Annotated in this window: 10 protein-coding genes, 2 tRNA genes and 3 rRNA genes; 6 read left to right on the top strand and 9 right to left on the bottom strand. The window is 42.8% G+C overall.

Annotation, left to right across the window (positions count from 1 at the left end; genetic code table 11):
* Positions 1 to 10: 10 nt before the first annotated feature.
* Positions 11 to 1,039, bottom strand: coding sequence for an MBL fold metallo-hydrolase (locus tag A4G17_RS00545; RefSeq protein ID WP_236941011.1), 1,029 nt, complete (start codon positions 1,037 to 1,039; stop codon positions 11 to 13).
* Positions 1,040 to 1,233: 194 nt separating this feature from the next.
* Between A4G17_RS00545 and A4G17_RS00550 the strand changes: the two genes are divergently transcribed.
* The 3 genes from A4G17_RS00550 to trxA all read left to right on the top strand — a co-directional run bounded on the left by A4G17_RS00550 (position 1,234) and on the right by trxA (position 3,707).
* Positions 1,234 to 1,839, top strand: coding sequence for a glutathione S-transferase family protein (locus A4G17_RS00550; protein ID WP_123955573.1), 606 nt, complete (start codon positions 1,234 to 1,236; stop codon positions 1,837 to 1,839).
* 130 nt (positions 1,840 to 1,969) lie between these two features.
* Positions 1,970 to 3,277, top strand: coding sequence for a nucleobase:cation symporter-2 family protein (locus A4G17_RS00555; protein WP_123955572.1), 1,308 nt, complete (start codon positions 1,970 to 1,972; stop codon positions 3,275 to 3,277).
* A gap of 115 nt (positions 3,278 to 3,392) precedes the next feature.
* Positions 3,393 to 3,707 carry a thioredoxin gene (trxA, locus tag A4G17_RS00560; protein ID WP_123955571.1) on the top strand — a complete coding sequence of 105 codons (315 nt, stop codon included), beginning with the start codon at positions 3,393 to 3,395 and terminating at the stop codon, positions 3,705 to 3,707.
* Between the two features lie 43 nt (positions 3,708 to 3,750).
* Here trxA and A4G17_RS00565 read toward each other — a convergent pair whose 3' ends face one another.
* The 8 genes from A4G17_RS00565 to A4G17_RS00600 all read right to left on the bottom strand — a co-directional run bounded on the left by A4G17_RS00565 (position 3,751) and on the right by A4G17_RS00600 (position 12,988).
* Positions 3,751 to 6,198 carry a class I adenylate cyclase gene (locus tag A4G17_RS00565; protein ID WP_123955570.1) on the bottom strand — a complete coding sequence of 816 codons (2,448 nt, stop codon included), beginning with the start codon at positions 6,196 to 6,198 and terminating at the stop codon, positions 3,751 to 3,753.
* Positions 6,199 to 6,411: 213 nt separating this feature from the next.
* A 5S ribosomal RNA gene (gene rrf / locus A4G17_RS00570) occupies positions 6,412 to 6,527 on the bottom strand.
* Positions 6,528 to 6,717: 190 nt separating this feature from the next.
* A 23S ribosomal RNA gene (locus A4G17_RS00575) occupies positions 6,718 to 9,619 on the bottom strand.
* Positions 9,620 to 9,899: 280 nt separating this feature from the next.
* Positions 9,900 to 9,975 (bottom strand) — tRNA-Ala (locus A4G17_RS00580).
* A gap of 73 nt (positions 9,976 to 10,048) precedes the next feature.
* Positions 10,049 to 10,125, bottom strand: a tRNA-Ile gene (locus tag A4G17_RS00585).
* Between the two features lie 76 nt (positions 10,126 to 10,201).
* A 16S ribosomal RNA gene (locus A4G17_RS00590) occupies positions 10,202 to 11,741 on the bottom strand.
* The 16S, 23S and 5S rRNA genes sit together here with 2 tRNA genes alongside, the layout of an rRNA operon.
* A gap of 380 nt (positions 11,742 to 12,121) precedes the next feature.
* On the bottom strand, positions 12,122 to 12,472 hold the full coding sequence (locus tag A4G17_RS00595; RefSeq protein ID WP_123956738.1) for a DUF1801 domain-containing protein: 351 nt from the start codon (positions 12,470 to 12,472) through the stop codon (positions 12,122 to 12,124).
* Positions 12,473 to 12,547: 75 nt separating this feature from the next.
* A complete protein-coding gene (locus tag A4G17_RS00600) occupies positions 12,548 to 12,988 on the bottom strand; it encodes a VOC family protein (RefSeq protein ID WP_207948553.1) in 441 nt (146 codons plus the stop codon).
* A gap of 386 nt (positions 12,989 to 13,374) precedes the next feature.
* On the opposite strand from A4G17_RS00600, the gene tal reads away from it, so the two are divergent.
* The 3 genes from tal (at position 13,375) to A4G17_RS00615 (ending at position 16,034) form a co-directional block, all read left to right on the top strand.
* A complete protein-coding gene (tal, locus tag A4G17_RS00605) occupies positions 13,375 to 14,325 on the top strand; it encodes a transaldolase (RefSeq protein WP_123956739.1) in 951 nt (316 codons plus the stop codon).
* 56 nt (positions 14,326 to 14,381) lie between these two features.
* On the top strand, positions 14,382 to 15,197 hold the full coding sequence (locus A4G17_RS00610; RefSeq protein WP_123956740.1) for a 5'-nucleotidase, lipoprotein e(P4) family: 816 nt from the start codon (positions 14,382 to 14,384) through the stop codon (positions 15,195 to 15,197).
* Positions 15,198 to 15,371: 174 nt separating this feature from the next.
* Positions 15,372 to 16,034: a 7-cyano-7-deazaguanine/7-aminomethyl-7-deazaguanine transporter gene (locus tag A4G17_RS00615; RefSeq protein WP_123956741.1), complete on the top strand. Its 663-nt coding sequence runs from the start codon at positions 15,372 to 15,374 to the stop codon at positions 16,032 to 16,034.
* Positions 16,035 to 16,057: the final 23 nt, after the last annotated feature.

Genomic DNA, 16,057 nt, shown 5'->3' on the forward strand with positions numbered 1-16,057 from the left:
TATTTTACACTTATGATCCGTCAAGATGATTCCACCAATACGTAGTTACCGTTTCTTTATTAAAAACCTCGCCTAGCAATGGTGTGACTGGTGTTACTCCTATTTGTTCCACAAGCGGAATTGAACATAATACTGGATCATGCCAACCATGAATAGAAAGTGGATAAGCCCCCCAATGAACCGGCATAAAACGCTTAGTATTGAGCAATTCAACAGCTTTGGCTGTTTGTTCCGGCAACATATGGTTATCAATCCAATCAATATTGTATTGTCCATTTTCGACAAAAGCTAAATCAAAGCCGCCAAAACGCTCGGCAATGTGGCGAAAATGAGATCCATCACCGAATGCACTATCGCCCGAATAGTAAATTTGCTCGTGAGCAGTTTGGAAAACATAGCCTGCCCATAGGGTTTTATTCTTATCAAATACCCCTCGTGCAGTATTATGTTTGGCAGGGACTGCAGTTAGGGTTAAATCGCCAAGTCGAGCCGATTGCCACCAATCCAACTCTTGAATCCTATCTGCATCAATTCCCCATTTTCGCAACTGCTCGCCCATTGCAAGCGGTACAATAAAGCGTGTTTTTTGCAAATGTTTCTGAGAAACATAATAGCGAACCACTGCTTCATCTAAATGATCATAATGGTTGTGGCTATAAATAATTACGTCCACCAGTGGTAATTCTGTAAGGCTGGCTGGCGGTGCTTGGAAGCGTTTCATCATAATTGGAAAAGGGGAAACAGACTTCGCAAAGACAGGATCGATAAAAATGGTCTGATTTGCCATTCTCATCAATAGCGAGCTATGCCCAAACCAGATAAATTTTGCTTGTGAACTTGGTTGTAAAAAGAATGAAAAATCTGGTTGCAACATCGGCAGAGCGGTGGCAGGCTTAAATTTTTCAGGATAGACTAACATTTGCCAAAAGGCTTGAACTACGCCAATCGCAGATAATTTTTTGTCTGAACCGAGATTAAAAAAACGTTTTGTTTTAGGGCAATAATGAGCACTTTTGGGATATTGGATTGGTTTTTGCATTATTTTTCCTTCTGTTTGCTCCATTTATTTAAGCATAAATCTCAGCATATTCGGTACAAGCGGTCAATTTTGGAGACTTTTTTACAAATGAGATGACTCAAATCATTTATTTTGGCTGTGATATAATAGTTAAGGTAGCGTTATTTATAGCACTATCTACTTTTTATTCAGACCATAGAATCAAGGAGACATTTATGAAACTCTATTATGCGCCAGGTACTTGTGCCTTAGCTTGTTGGGTTGCTTTAGAATGGACAAAAGCGGATTACGAAGCAGTTCGTGCCGATTATTCATCAGAAGAATATAAACGCATCAATCCATTAGCAGCCGTGCCTGCCTTAGATATTGGCGGAAAACGTGCAATGACCCAAGCCTCTGCAATTTTAACCTATATTGCCGATAAACACCCTGAAGCAGAATTAGGCAGTAAAGGGGGCGCAGAAGAAGATTTTGCATTAAATGAAATTATGTCTTTCTTAGCGAGTGATTTCCACCCTGCATTCTGGCCATTCTTTATGCCACATCGTTTCACAACAGATGAAAGTGAAGCTGCAATCAATGCGGTGCGTGAATCAGCTTATGCTCGTATTGATCGTGCAATGCAATATTTAGATAACTTAATTGGCGAAGGTTTACATGTTTATGGCGATCGCCGTAGCATTGCTGATGCTTATGCCTTTGTGATGACCCGTTGGACAGACAAAATGCCAAAAAGCTGGCGTGATTATCCAAATGTAGCTCGCTTTATGCAAGCAATGCAGCAAGATCAAGCAGTTCAATATGTATTAGAAAAACAATAATTGAACAAATAACGAAAAATGCCTAGAGCTAATCTAGGCATTTTTTTATTTTCTTTAGGTAAACGATTGCCTGATTATCCAAAATCATTATAATTCCGCCCTATTTTTTTAACTTATACACATATCAACTATGCAAAAACTTCTTTACCCAGTCGACTCGAAGCCACCTTTTGGCTTAACTCTTTTACTTGCTGCCCAACACTTATTAGCTGCCCTTGGCGGTATTATTGCCGTACCGCTTGTGCTTGGTAATGTGTTACAGCTTCCAACACCTGATACTATCGTGCTTGTTAATGCGGCCTTATTAGTTTCGGGCATTGTTACTATTATTCAGTGTCAAGGTATTGGACCAATTGGCTTACGTTTACCAAGTGTAATGGGAACGAGCTTCACCTTCGTTGCAGCAGCGCTTGCGATTGGCTTTAGCGAATATGGCGTGGCTGGCATTCTTGGTTCATCGTTAGTGGGTTCACTGGTGATGATCATTGGTAGCTTCTTTATGCCTTATGTGCGTAAATTATTCCCACCTGTTGTAACTGGTGTGGTAGTTATGATGATCGGTTTAAGCCTTATCCCAGTCGCAGTGGATTGGTTCGCGGGTGGTCAAAAAGGCGATCCGAATTATGCCGATCCTGCTAACTTAGCGATGGCAACCTTTGTACTTGTCTTAGTCGTAGCCCTGGTTCAATGGGGGAAAGGGATTTTCTCTGCTGCCGCTATCGTTATCGGTATTTTAGTTGGCTATGTTGTTGCTTTAACTCTAGGCTGGATCAATTTTGATAACGTGAAAAATGCTGAAATTTTTGCTGTGCCACAACCCCTTCATTTCGGTTTAGCCTTCCCAATTTCAGGCATTATCGGTATGAGTATCGCTTATTTGGTCACTATCGTGGAATCAAGCGGTAACTTCTTAGCCTTAGGTAACGCAACACAAACGGAAATTACCGGTAAACATCTACGTGGCGGTGTCCTTTGTGATGGTTTGGGTTCTGCATTAGCAGCAATAATGTCCACTACCCCATTCTCCTCTTTCTCGCAAAATATTGGTGTTATTTCGCTTACAGGTGTGGCAAGTCGTTATGTGGTGACTATTATGGGCGTGCTATTAGTGCTTGCGGGCGTATTCCCTGTATTTGGTGCATTAATTGTATCTATCCCAATGCCAGTATTAGGTGGTGCAGGCTTGATGATGTTTGCGATGATTATCGCCGCAGGGATTCAAATGCTAGATAAAGTAGAACGTAGCAAACGTAACGGTTTGATTATTGCGATCTCAATCGGCTGTGGTCTTGCGGTTACCACTCGCCCTGAATTATTAGACAAATTGCCAAGTTTCTTCAAAGAAAGTTTCGGTTCAGGTATCACCGTTGGTTCACTACTGGCATTGATTTTGAACTTGGTTTTACCACAGGATAAAGACGCAACAAGCGATAAATAATTGCAACAATATCTATTTCCTACTTGAAAAATTGGGAATAAAGCCCTATCTTGTGCGATATATCAACGTCTCAGTAGTGAGACGTTTCTTTTTATCTTCAAAATAAGGAAAAATTATGAGCAGCGTAATTCATACAACTGATGCCACTTTTGAAAAAGACGTTTTACAATCTGACGTACCTGTATTATTAGACTTCTGGGCTCCTTGGTGTGGCCCTTGCCGTGCAATCGGTCCAGTACTAGACGATTTAGCCGCACAAGTAGGTGATAAGGCACGTATTGTAAAAATGAATGTTGATGAAAACCAACAAATCCCTGCAGAATTTGGCGTGCGTAGCATTCCATACCTTCTCATTTTCAAAAATGGTGAAGTAGTTGCACAACAAGTTGGCGCACAAAATTTACCCGCATTTTTAGAAAAATTAGCCTAATCTAACTAAAAAGCCAGTTTTAATACGGTATTAAAACTGGCTTTTACATATTCTGAATATAGTCTCGGTGCCGCTTGCTTTGAAATGGCACAATAATTGTTTCGTTTTCTTCCTTAAGTAACTGATAAAACTGCGGATAATTAAAACTCTCAATGTAATCAGCGCTCTCTGAATTATCATTTTCCGTATAAGAACGAATAATTCGAGTTATTTTTTCTTCTTTTCTTCCTATACAATTCAAATAAGTCTCAAGATGATTCTGCTTATCTAGAGCATAGACATTAAAAGTCTCATCTGGATTATCTTCAAAAAAGAACTGTAAAAAACCCTCGCTAGCAAAATTATAAATTACTTTTGGTGCGTTCAATCTCTCGTTTTTCTGTTCGTCTAAAGGCAACTCTTTTAGCTCCACCTGCTGATTAAAAACGAACTGCCACTTTTTACCCGCAAGTTTAAATGTGTAAGATTGCTTCTCAAACATCGTTCCTGTTTGTACAGAAATACAGCGATGAACTAATGCCGTCACAAATTTTTGTAACTCATTACGAAGCTGAGAACTATAGCAAAACACACTAACTGATTGCGGGGGGGCAGAGCTACGATAAATTTTATTGGAAATTAGCTTTAATGCTTTTAAAATAGAGTCCTGCCCCTCAATATGCTGTGTGATAATTTCATTCCACATATTTCGATACATCACACTAACACTACCAATAACCCCTTGATTGGATAAACTCAAGTTTAACAAGTCAATTTGTGATAATTCACGACGGGAACGCAACTTTGTTGTTGGATCCTTAGTTAAATTTACCGCAACAATTAAGTTACGAATTTCGTTTGGATGATAAAGGTCATCATCCGTCATTTTGGGTGCTTGTGCAGGAAATGAAAGCCGTAAATCAGCGATAAATTGGCGAAGTTTAGATAAACTCACAGTTTGACTAACAAGATGCAATTGGCTATTTACTGTCAGGATCCCATTAAAATAAGCCCACGCAACTAGTTTGTTTAACGATTTATGATACTGAACATAACGTTTATTAGAATCATAAGCACTCAATGGTGCATGATTGAGCAAATACCATCCGGCTTTAGTCGCACTATTCTCAGTAACTTCAACAAAAGTCAGTTCATTTTCGCCTAAGTTTTTCGCAATTTTTCCATTAATCAACTCAACCTTACCGGGAGAAATCTCAAATACCGAGTAAAGTTTTCTCATCAAAAGATCCGTATCTTGAGGCATAATGCTTGGATCAATATGAAATTTACGGGCAAAATTAATTAAATTACGATAACTTTGCAATAACTGAGCAACCAGCATTTTCTGATGCCGCATGGCTTGTTTTATTTTCCATTCACTTTTTGCTTCAAGCGATAACATTTCTTGTTCATGCCATCCCCAAGAAAAAGCAAGTTTACGGAGCTCTTGTCGCCTCCAATCATCTAACTGACCTTCCGTTGCTTTCACATAGAAACAATAACGCAAACACTCTAGTCGATTGAACTCTTTACGTTTTTCTAAATAGATCGTTACTTGCTCAAGCATCGCAAGATAAGGGTCAAAGTGATAACTCACAGCTTGATCTGAAAGCAATAACTGCTTAAATTTCCGAGAGATTAAATGCGTATCAGGATAAGTTTCCGCGTAACTCTCAAGAAGAAAAATCTTGATCGCCGATTTATATGGACTATTAATTCCTTTATAAAGTTGCCATAAACTAGCCCCAAAATATTCGCTCAATGAAAGATCAGAAAAATCACCAAAATCTATCCATTCCTCTAAATGAATAATTCTCTGAGAAACACCTTCTGCAATAACTTCTGTATAAGGACGCTCACTATCCAGCATGTGTAACCAAAGCACTCGTTTTCCTGCCAACCGAATTGCAGAACGATAAAACTCATCTAACAATAAGTAATGTTGGGCCGAACCACTATTCTCCGTACTAATATCATTACGATATTCACGAGCCGAAAATTCCTCAGGGTTCATTAGATAGAAATGGATATCCACACCGAGAGATTTTGCCCAATTTTTGATTTTATCTAACTTATCATTCAATGACTTTTCTTGATTTGGGCATAACCGCAGGGAACGGCAAAGCCATAAATCAATATCAGAGAGCGAATTCTGTGTTACTGAACCAAGACTTCCCATTACATAAAGTGCATCGAATTGGGCAAATCTATTTGCGAATAAAGGCTGCTCAATAAGAGATTCTAAATACTTTTGTTGGGTAGAATCTAAATGGAAATCATATAACCCATACGGAGCGTTTTCCGTATAACAAAGCAAACTCGGATGGTTATAATGAATTAGGACAGGCAACAACGAAAAAACTGTTTGAAAACCTTCGCTACAATTATTTAATAGTCGCTTGATGCGATAAGCTTCCAATGCGTCTACACGTTTTTTGGCAAATGTGAGCGAGCTTGCTAAATCCAAACAGCTATTTGAAACAGTTGGTGGATTTAAAACAAGCTCTCTCATACATCTATTCTCTATTTAAAAAATGTGATCAATGTAACATTTTGGACGAAAAAGTAAAGAAATGTTAAGTTATGCTCTAAATAAGAAAACCTAATTACAAGCGGTCACTTTAGTACCATCTTTTACAAAGTCTTCTCTTTCCTTTTCCCCTTCCCCAAAACAAAAAACCCTTGCACTGTACTCAACCGAGTACTTGCAAGGGGTCCAATAAAACCCTGATGGTGCCCTACTCTCACATGGGGAAACCCCACACTACCATCGGCGTCACTGCGTTTCACTTCTGAGTTCGGAATGGAATCAGGTGGGACCACAGCACTATGGCCATCAGGAAAATCCTGTTGTTGTCTTTGTTCGTCTTTATTTTTTCGTTCTCTATTCTTGGCTTCTTACGTCGCCTTTAATCTGAAACAAGCTGTCTGTTTGATTTTCTTTCACTTCGCTCTCGCTTTGTCTTTTCGTTTAGCTTTCTTCTCAACCGCTTTTGGCTTCTTTCTTCTTTCCAAAAACGCTTGAGGTTGTATGGTTAAGCCTCTCGGGCAATTAGTATGGGTTAGCTCAACGTCTCGCAACGCTTACACACCCCACCTATCTACGTCGTAGTCTACAACAACCCTTACTGACTTAATGTCAGGGATGACTCATCTTGAGGCAAGTTTCGTGCTTAGATGCTTTCAGCACTTATCTCTTCCGCATTTAGCTACCCAGCAGTGCCTCTGGCGAGACAACTGGAACACCAGTGATGCGTCCACTCCGGTCCTCTCGTACTAGGAGCAGCCCCTCTCAATCATCCAACGCCCACGGCAGATAGGGACCGAACTGTCTCACGACGTTCTAAACCCAGCTCGCGTACCACTTTAAATGGCGAACAGCCATACCCTTGGGACCTACTTCAGCCCCAGGATGTGATGAGCCGACATCGAGGTGCCAAACACCGCCGTCGATATGAACTCTTGGGCGGTATCAGCCTGTTATCCCCGGAGTACCTTTTATCCGTTGAGCGATGGCCCTTCCATTCAGAACCACCGGATCACTATGACCTGCTTTCGCACCTGCTCGACTTGTCTGTCTCGCAGTTAAGCTTGCTTCTACCATTGCACTAACCTGACGATGTCCGACCGTCATTAGCAAACCTTCGTGCTCCTCCGTTACGCTTTGGGAGGAGACCGCCCCAGTCAAACTACCCACCAGACACTGTCCGAACACCTGTACTTGGTGTTTCGTTAGAACATCAAACGTTAAAGGGTGGTATTTCAAGGACGCCTCCACAAGAACTAGCGTTCCTGCTTCATAGGCTCCCACCTATCCTACACATCAAAATTCAATGTTCAGTGTCAAGCTATAGTAAAGGTTCACGGGGTCTTTCCGTCTAGCCGCGGGTACACCGCATCTTCACGGCGATTTCAATTTCACTGAGTCTCGGGTGGAGACAGCCTGGCCATCATTATGCCATTCGTGCAGGTCGGAACTTACCCGACAAGGAATTTCGCTACCTTAGGACCGTTATAGTTACGGCCGCCGTTTACTGGGGCTTCGATCAGGAGCTTCTCTTTCGATAACACCATCAATTAACCTTCCAGCACCGGGCAGGCATCACACCCTATACGTCCACTTTCGTGTTTGCAGAGTGCTGTGTTTTTAATAAACAGTTGCAGCCAGCTGGTATCTTCGACTGGTTCAGCCTTCGGAGGTAAACTCCTACAACCTACGCCAGCGCACCTTCTCCCGAAGTTACGGTGCTATTTTGCCTAGTTCCTTCACCCGAGTTCTCTCAAGCGCCTGAGTATTCTCTACCTGACCACCTGTGTCGGTTTTCAGTACGGTTTAGTTATATCTGAAGCTTAGTGGCTTTTCCTGGAAGCGTGGTATCAGTAACTTCATTCCCTTAGGAACTCGTCATCACTTCTCGTTGTTTAAATTGGGTAAGCGGATTTGCCTACCTACCCCAACTACCGGCTTAAACAGACATCCAACAGTCTGCTTACCTAACCTTCTCCGTCCCCACATCGCAATATAACCAAGTACGGGAATATTAACCCGTTTCCCATCGACTACGCTTTTCAGCCTCGCCTTAGGGGCCGACTCACCCTGCCCCGATTAACGTTGGACAGGAACCCTTGGTCTTCCGGCGAACGAGTTTTTCACTCGTTTTATCGTTACTTATGTCAGCATTCGCACTTGTGATACGTCCAGCAAACCTCTCGATTCACCTTCATCCGCTTACACAACGCTCCCCTACCCAACAGATTTGACTCTGATGCCGCAGCTTCGGTGCTATATTTGAGCCCCGTTACATCTTCCGCGCAGGCCGACTCGACTAGTGAGCTATTACGCTTTCTTTAAATGATGGCTGCTTCTAAGCCAACATCCTAGCTGTCTAAGCCTTCCCACTTCGTTTCCCACTTAATATAGACTTTGGGACCTTAGCTGGCGGTCTGGGTTGTTTCCCTCTCCACGATGAACGTTAGCACCCACCGTGTGTCTCCTATGCATTACTCTTCGGTATTCGCAGTTTGCATCGGGTTGGTAATCCGGGATGGACCCCTAGCCGAAACAGTGCTCTACCCCCGAAGGTATTCACATAAGGCTCTACCTAAATAGATTTCGGGGAGAACCAGCTATCTCCCGGTTTGATTGGCCTTTCACCCCCAGCCACAAGTCATCCGCTAATTTTTCAACATTAGTCGGTTCGGTCCTCCAGTTAGTGTTACCCAACCTTCAACCTGCCCATGGCTAGATCACCGGGTTTCGGGTCTATACCTTGCAACTAGACGCCCAGTTAAGACTCGGTTTCCCTACGGCTCCCCTATTCGGTTAACCTTGCTACAAAATATAAGTCGCTGACCCATTATACAAAAGGTACGCAGTCACCAAACAAGTTGGCTCCCACTGCTTGTACGTACACGGTTTCAGGTTCTATTTCACTCCCCTCACCGGGGTTCTTTTCGCCTTTCCTTCACAGTACTGGTTCACTATCGGTCAATCAGGAGTATTTAGCCTTGGAGGATGGTCCCCCCATCTTCAGACAGGATATCACGTGTCCCGCCTTACTTATTTTCAGCTTAGTTCCACACAAGGCTTTTAAAGTACGGGATTATCACCCTCTTTGATTGAGTTTCCCAACTCATTCCTCTAAGTCTTGTGCTATAACTGAATGGCTCCTTCGCGTTCGCTCGCCGCTACTAACGAAATCTCGGTTGATTTCTTTTCCTCGGGGTACTTAGATGTTTCAGTTCTCCCGGTTTGCCTTATTTACCTATGGATTCAGTAAATAATGATAAGCTCTTCGCTTATCGGGTTTCCCCATTCGGACATCTTGGATTAAACGCCTCTTATCGACTCATCCAAGCTTTTCGCAGATTAGCACGTCCTTCATCGCCTCTGATTGCCTAGGCATCCACCGTGTACGCTTAGTCACTTAACCATACAACCTCAAACATTTTTAGATAATATTGTTATTAAACAATCATCAAAATATTTAAAGCTGATAATCAAAAACTACTACTTGTGTGCTTTTGTTCACACAAGATTTTTACTACTCAGACTTTCTTTCGAAAATCTCTCAGTTTTTCAGCTTGTTTCCTATTTTTTAAAGAACTATAGACAATGAAACATTTCTGTTTCACTCATCATACCTAAAATCACAAAGGCTTTTGCAAAACTTTCGCAAAAACTGACCGCTTGCAACCTTAGGTATGATGAGTTGGTGGAGATAAGCGGGATCGAACCGCTGACCTCCTGCGTGCAAGGCAGGCGCTCTCCCAGCTGAGCTATATCCCCATTCATCACTTCCGTTTTCTTCACTCATTATTAACTTGCTTTAGCCTATTGCTTTGCTTGTTACCTGTTTGAGTGGTGGGTCTGAGTGGACTTGAACCACCGACCTCACCCTTATCAGGGGTGCGCTCTAACCACCTGAGCTACAGACCCAACGGATGACCTTCAGTTTTTTTGTCTTTCTATCAAACAATCTGTGTGAGCGCTTATTGTGTCATTTCTACTTCGGTAAGGAGGTGATCCAACCGCAGGTTCCCCTACGGTTACCTTGTTACGACTTCACCCCAGTCATGAATCATACCGTGGTAAACGCCCCCCTTGCGGTTAAGCTATCTACTTCTGGTACAACCCACTCCCATGGTGTGACGGGCGGTGTGTACAAGGCCCGGGAACGTATTCACCGCAACATTCTGATTTGCGATTACTAGCGATTCCGACTTCATGGAGTCGAGTTGCAGACTCCAATCCGGACTTAGATGCACTTTGTGAGATTTGCTCCATGTCGCCATTTTGCTTCCCTCTGTATGCACCATTGTAGCACGTGTGTAGCCCTACTCGTAAGGGCCATGATGACTTGACGTCATCCCCACCTTCCTCCAGTTTATCACTGGCAGTCTCCTTTGAGTTCCCGACCTAATCGCTGGCAACAAAGGATAAGGGTTGCGCTCGTTGCGGGACTTAACCCAACATTTCACAACACGAGCTGACGACAGCCATGCAGCACCTGTCTCATGGTTCCCGAAGGCACATTCACATCTCTGCGAACTTCCATGGATGTCAAGAGTAGGTAAGGTTCTTCGCGTTGCATCGAATTAAACCACATGCTCCACCGCTTGTGCGGGCCCCCGTCAATTCATTTGAGTTTTAACCTTGCGGCCGTACTCCCCAGGCGGTCGATTTATCACGTTAGCTTCGGGCACCAGAGTTAAACCCCAATCCCCAAATCGACATCGTTTACAGCGTGGACTACCAGGGTATCTAATCCTGTTTGCTCCCCACGCTTTCGCACATGAGCGTCAGTATATTCCCAAGGGGCTGCCTTCGCCTTCGGTATTCCTCCACATCTCTACGCATTTCACCGCTACACGTGGAATTCTACCCCTCCCTAAAATACTCTAGATTGCCAGTCTGAAATGCAATTCCCAGGTTAAGCCCGGGGCTTTCACATCTCACTTAACAATCCGCCTGCGTGCCCTTTACGCCCAGTCATTCCGATTAACGCTCGCACCCTCCGTATTACCGCGGCTGCTGGCACGGAGTTAGCCGGTGCTTCTTCTGTGGATAACGTCAATTACCAACTCTATTAAAGTTGATACCTTCCTCACCACCGAAAGAACTTTACAACCCGAAGGCCTTCTTCATTCACGCGGCATGGCTGCATCAGGGTTCCCCCCATTGTGCAATATTCCCCACTGCTGCCTCCCGTAGGAGTCTGGACCGTGTCTCAGTTCCAGTGTGGCTGGTCATCCTCTCAGACCAGCTAGAGATCGCGGGCTTGGTAGGCCTTTACCCCACCAACTACCTAATCCCACTTGGGCTCATCTTATGGCAACTGGCCCGTAGGTCCCAGTCTTTAATCTCTCGATATTACGCGGTATTAGCTACAGTTTCCCGTAGTTATCCCCCTCCATAAGCCAGATTCCCAAGCATTACTCACCCGTCCGCCACTCGTCAGCAAGAAAGCAAGCTTTCTCCTGCTACCGTTCGACTTGCATGTGTTAAGCCTGCCGCCAGCGTTCAATCTGAGCCATGATCAAACTCTTCAATTCAAAAAGTTTAATCGCTCAATAAATACTGACTATAAAAAAATCAATAATATTCATTATGAATTTCAAGTTAAGCACTTATTAAGACTTCAAAATTAAATAATATTTCACTTCAAAATCACATCAACAAGTGCCCACACAGATTGTCTGATTCATTATTAAAGAGCAAAAAACAACGACGCACCGTAATAACCTAATCCGTTCACAACAGTGCGTCGTTGTGTGGTGCGCATTATAGAGAAATCCGAAATCCGCGCAAGTCTTTTTTGCAATTTTTTTGAAAAATATGACCACTTGTTGAAAAACTATTCAGGTTGGCTGATTTCTATAACGAAATTCGCATTCTTTCAAGAAAAAAGGAAAAGATTTACGGTCGGTTCCATTTACTCCGCTACTTTTTGTGCCAATTGTAAGTAATCCGCCAAATGCTTATTTTCTACGTCTTCAAGTGTGTGTAATTTCAAATGACGACGTCCTTTGCCTTTTCCTTCTAATAAACCGTGCGGGTCTACTATCTTGGCGCCATGACTAAATTCCACCGATACATGTTGCTTATAAACAAAAATGCCGCAAAACGGTACAGGTGCGGCAAACAGAATACCGCTATATTTCACTTCTTCATCAACTGTACCTGCCAGTTGCAATATTCTCATGCGTACACTATTGGCGATTTCATACAAATCGGGATTAACCGTTTGCCAGTCATTCAGCAGATTTCTTACTTTTGGGTTCATGATTACTCCTAACGGGTTCTGCATTAAGTTAACTGTTCTTAAATCAACTAATAAACTAAATTCATTAGATTAATTTTACGCTGCTTTGGCAAAGCCCAAAGTGTATCCGTTTAAGTCTTTCAGGTAAAATTCGAGAACGCCATACCAAGTTGTTTTCAGTTCGGTTATTTCTAAATTTTCAGACTTTAACCGATTGTATAAATCTTCGATATTATCAACATCCATATAAAAAGAGACTGAAGCCCCAATAGGTTGATTTTTAGCAAAATGAATGTCGTTTTGAAAAGTATCTAATCGCTGAAATGCGATCTCTGCTTTCCCCGATTTCAGCATCGCATAACGATATTCTTTGCCATTTTCAAAGCTTTCCTCCACTGCATCGTGATTAGGAACGGCAAAAGCCAACTGAAAACCTAAATGTTTGGTATAAAATCCGGCGGTTTTCTGTACATTTTCCACCGCAAAAACAGGTGTTAATTTGCTTATTTCCAGCAGATTTTTTACTTTTTGGTTCATGCTCGCTCCTTAGTATACTGTTTAAATACTTGACTCATTCTATTCTTCACACACGTGGGTTGCATGGCAGGCTCGGGCTTTCGCCCACTGCTCAAAATTCCCCACTGCTGCCTCCCGTAGAAGTCTGGATCGTGTCTCAGTCGCAGTGTGGTTTGGGGTACATTATAGAAATTTTAGAATTCCGCGTAAGCAATTTTTGCAAATTTTTTGAGAAAACCGACCGCTTGTTGAACAGTGCAGTTTGGCTGATTTTATTAGCGATAAGCGGTCGGTTTTCTGACAAACTTTGCAAAATCTATCGCCTCAATCAAAATTCTTTCTATTTTCTCTTTTCAGTTACTGCTATTATAGGCACACTTTTTCACTTCTATCTGTATGAGGAATTTATGAATCAATTAGATGCATTACGCGAAATGACCGTTGTGGTTGCGGACACTGGCGACATTGACGCTATCAAAGCTTACCAACCAGAAGATGCGACCACAAACCCTTCTTTGATTTTAAGTGCTTCTGCACTACCACAATATGCACCATTAATTGACGAAGCTGTTGCTTACGCCAAAGCACAAAGCAATGACAAAGCTCAACAATTGATTGATGCAGAAGACAAACTGGCGGTGAACATCGGTTTAGAAATTTTAAAAGTGGTGAAAGGTCGTATTTCAACTGAAGTGGATGCTCGCTACTCTTACGACACAGAAAAAACCATTGCCAAAGCACGCAAATTGATCGGCTTATACAATGCCGCGGGCATTAGCAATGATCGTATTTTGATCAAAATTGCTTCGACTTGGCAAGGCATCAAGGCGGCTGAACAGCTTGAAAAAGAAGGCATCAACTGTAACTTGACCCTACTCTTCTCTCAAGCCCAAGCCCGTGCCTGTGCGGAAGCTGGCGTTTACTTAATCTCACCATTCGTTGGTCGTATCCTTGACTGGTACAAAGCCAACGGTGAGAAAAAAGAATTCGCATCCGCGGAAGATCCAGGTGTGATTTCTGTCACTTCTATTTACAACTACTACAAAGAATACGGCTATAACACAGTGGTAATGGGTGCAAGTTTCCGTAACGTAGGTGAAATCACCGAGTTGGCTGGCTGCGACCGCTTAACTATCGCACCAGCGTTATTAAAAGAGTTGCAAGAAAGCAATCAACCGCTTGTGCGTAAATTAGCCTTTAACGGCGAAGTGAAAGTGCGTCCAGCACGGATGACGGAAGCCGAATTCTATTGGGAACACAATTCAGATCCAATGGCGGTAGAAAAATTAGCGGAAGGTATCCGCAAATTTGCTATCGACCAAGAAAAATTAGAAGCGATGCTTTCAGCTAAGCTATAACCCCCCAAGCCCTGTGATCCATAGGGCTTTTTTATTCAAAAAATAAGGAGAAAAGTATGAAAACTTCAATCAAGTTATCCGCCATTGCACTTAGTACCGTTTTTGCTTTAACTGCTTGTACCCAAGCACCAAGCAACGCTGGTGAAGCCAAACTACAACAACACGCGATGCTTGGCGTGAACTGGATGCAAGAGTCAGGTGAATATCAGGCTCTTGCTTACCAAGCATTTAATACTGCAAAAGTGGCATTCGACAACGCCAAAGTGGCAAAAGGCAAGAAAAAAGCGGTAGTGGTCGATTTAGATGAAACGATGATGGATAACAGTGCCTACGCCGCATGGCAAATTCAAAACAACAAAGCCTTTGACGGCAAGGACTGGACCCGCTGGGTAAACGCTCGCCAAACTAAAGCGATTGCGGGTGCCGTTGAGTTCAACAACTATGTAAACAGCCACAAAGGCAAAATGTTCTATGTTTCAAATCGTAAGGATCAAGGTGAAAAAGCAGGCACATTGGATGATATGAAAACCCTTGGCTTCCAAGGTGCAAGTGAAGACACCCTGTTCTTGAAAAAAGACAAATCAAGCAAATCTGCTCGCTTTGCAGAAATTGAAAAAATGGGCTATGAAATCGTATTATTTATCGGTGACAACTTAAACGATTTCGGTGATGAGCCCTACAAAAAATCAAATGCCGACCGCCGTGCCTTCGTGGAAGCCAATCAAAAAGCCTTTGGTAAAAAATTCATCGTATTACCAAACCCAAATTATGGCGACTGGGAAGGTGCAGTATTTAACTACAACTATAAGTTAAGTGCCGACGAGAAAAACCAAGCCCGCCACAAAGCCTTAAGAGCGTGGGACGGTAAATAACCTACGCAAGCGGTCAGTTACACCCAGTTTTTTGCAAAACTTTCTCAGGAACTGACCGCTTGTTGCCCATCAATTTTTCCTTGACCTTTTCTCCTTGCTCTGTATTATTCCGCCCCTGTTTAACCGCTAGGTTCCCTAACCCTAGCTCAATTTTTGTATTAAAAAGGACACAAAATGACCATTCACTTTTCCGATGCCCAGTGTCGTTCTTTGCTATTGTTAGCGTTTTTCCACATTTTTATTATCACCATCAGCAACTATTTAGTGCAGATTACCTTTGAAATAAAAATTCCATTTACTGACATCGCCATCCCAACCACTTGGGGCACATTTACCTTTCCATTTATCTTTTTAGCCACAGATTTAACTGTAAGAGTATTTGGAGCAGCACTTGCTCGCAAAATTATTTTTGTGGTGATGATCCCAGCACTTGTCGTCAGCTATATCGTCTCAGTGCTGTTTTTTGAAGGTACATTCCAAGGTTTTACGACCTTAGGCGAGTTTAATCTGTTCGTATTCCGTATTGCGTTAGCCAGTTTTGTGGCGTATGCCGTGGGGCAGTTAATGGATATCTTCGTTTTCAACCGCTTGCGTCAAGGCAAAACCTGGTGGCTTGCCCCGGCGAGCTCAACCACGTTCGGCAGCCTGATCGACACCTTCGTGTTCTTTGCCGTGGCGTTCTACCAAAGCGAAGACGCCTTTATGGCAGAAAACTGGTTCGCTATTGGCTCTGTCGATTACGCATTCAAATTGTTTGTGAGCCTACTGCTGTTCGTGCCACTTTACGGCGTATTACTCAATTTCATTGTGAAAAAACTCAATTTAGCGTCTAATTAAAACGCAAAAAGGTATGTCAATGA

This window comes from Frederiksenia canicola (assembly GCF_011455495.1).
Taxonomy (GTDB): domain Bacteria; phylum Pseudomonadota; class Gammaproteobacteria; order Enterobacterales; family Pasteurellaceae; genus Frederiksenia; species Frederiksenia canicola.

What these genes read in the sequence shown, in the direction of transcription:
- A4G17_RS00595 (WP_123956738.1), bottom strand. Translation starts at nt 12,472, where the DNA reads ATGAACCCAAAAGTAAGAAATCTGCTGAATGACTGGCAAACGGTTAAT.
- A4G17_RS00565 (WP_123955570.1), bottom strand. Translation starts at nt 6,198, where the DNA reads ATGAGAGAGCTTGTTTTAAATCCACCAACTGTTTCAAATAGCTGTTTG.
- trxA (WP_123955571.1), top strand. Translation starts at nt 3,393, where the DNA reads ATGAGCAGCGTAATTCATACAACTGATGCCACTTTTGAAAAAGACGTT.
- tal (WP_123956739.1), top strand. Translation starts at nt 13,375, where the DNA reads ATGAATCAATTAGATGCATTACGCGAAATGACCGTTGTGGTTGCGGAC.
- A4G17_RS00550 (WP_123955573.1), top strand. Translation starts at nt 1,234, where the DNA reads ATGAAACTCTATTATGCGCCAGGTACTTGTGCCTTAGCTTGTTGGGTT.
- A4G17_RS00615 (WP_123956741.1), top strand. Translation starts at nt 15,372, where the DNA reads ATGACCATTCACTTTTCCGATGCCCAGTGTCGTTCTTTGCTATTGTTA.
- A4G17_RS00545 (WP_236941011.1), bottom strand. Translation starts at nt 1,039, where the DNA reads ATGCAAAAACCAATCCAATATCCCAAAAGTGCTCATTATTGCCCTAAA.
- A4G17_RS00555 (WP_123955572.1), top strand. Translation starts at nt 1,970, where the DNA reads ATGCAAAAACTTCTTTACCCAGTCGACTCGAAGCCACCTTTTGGCTTA.
- A4G17_RS00610 (WP_123956740.1), top strand. Translation starts at nt 14,382, where the DNA reads ATGAAAACTTCAATCAAGTTATCCGCCATTGCACTTAGTACCGTTTTT.
- A4G17_RS00600 (WP_207948553.1), bottom strand. Translation starts at nt 12,988, where the DNA reads ATGAACCAAAAAGTAAAAAATCTGCTGGAAATAAGCAAATTAACACCT.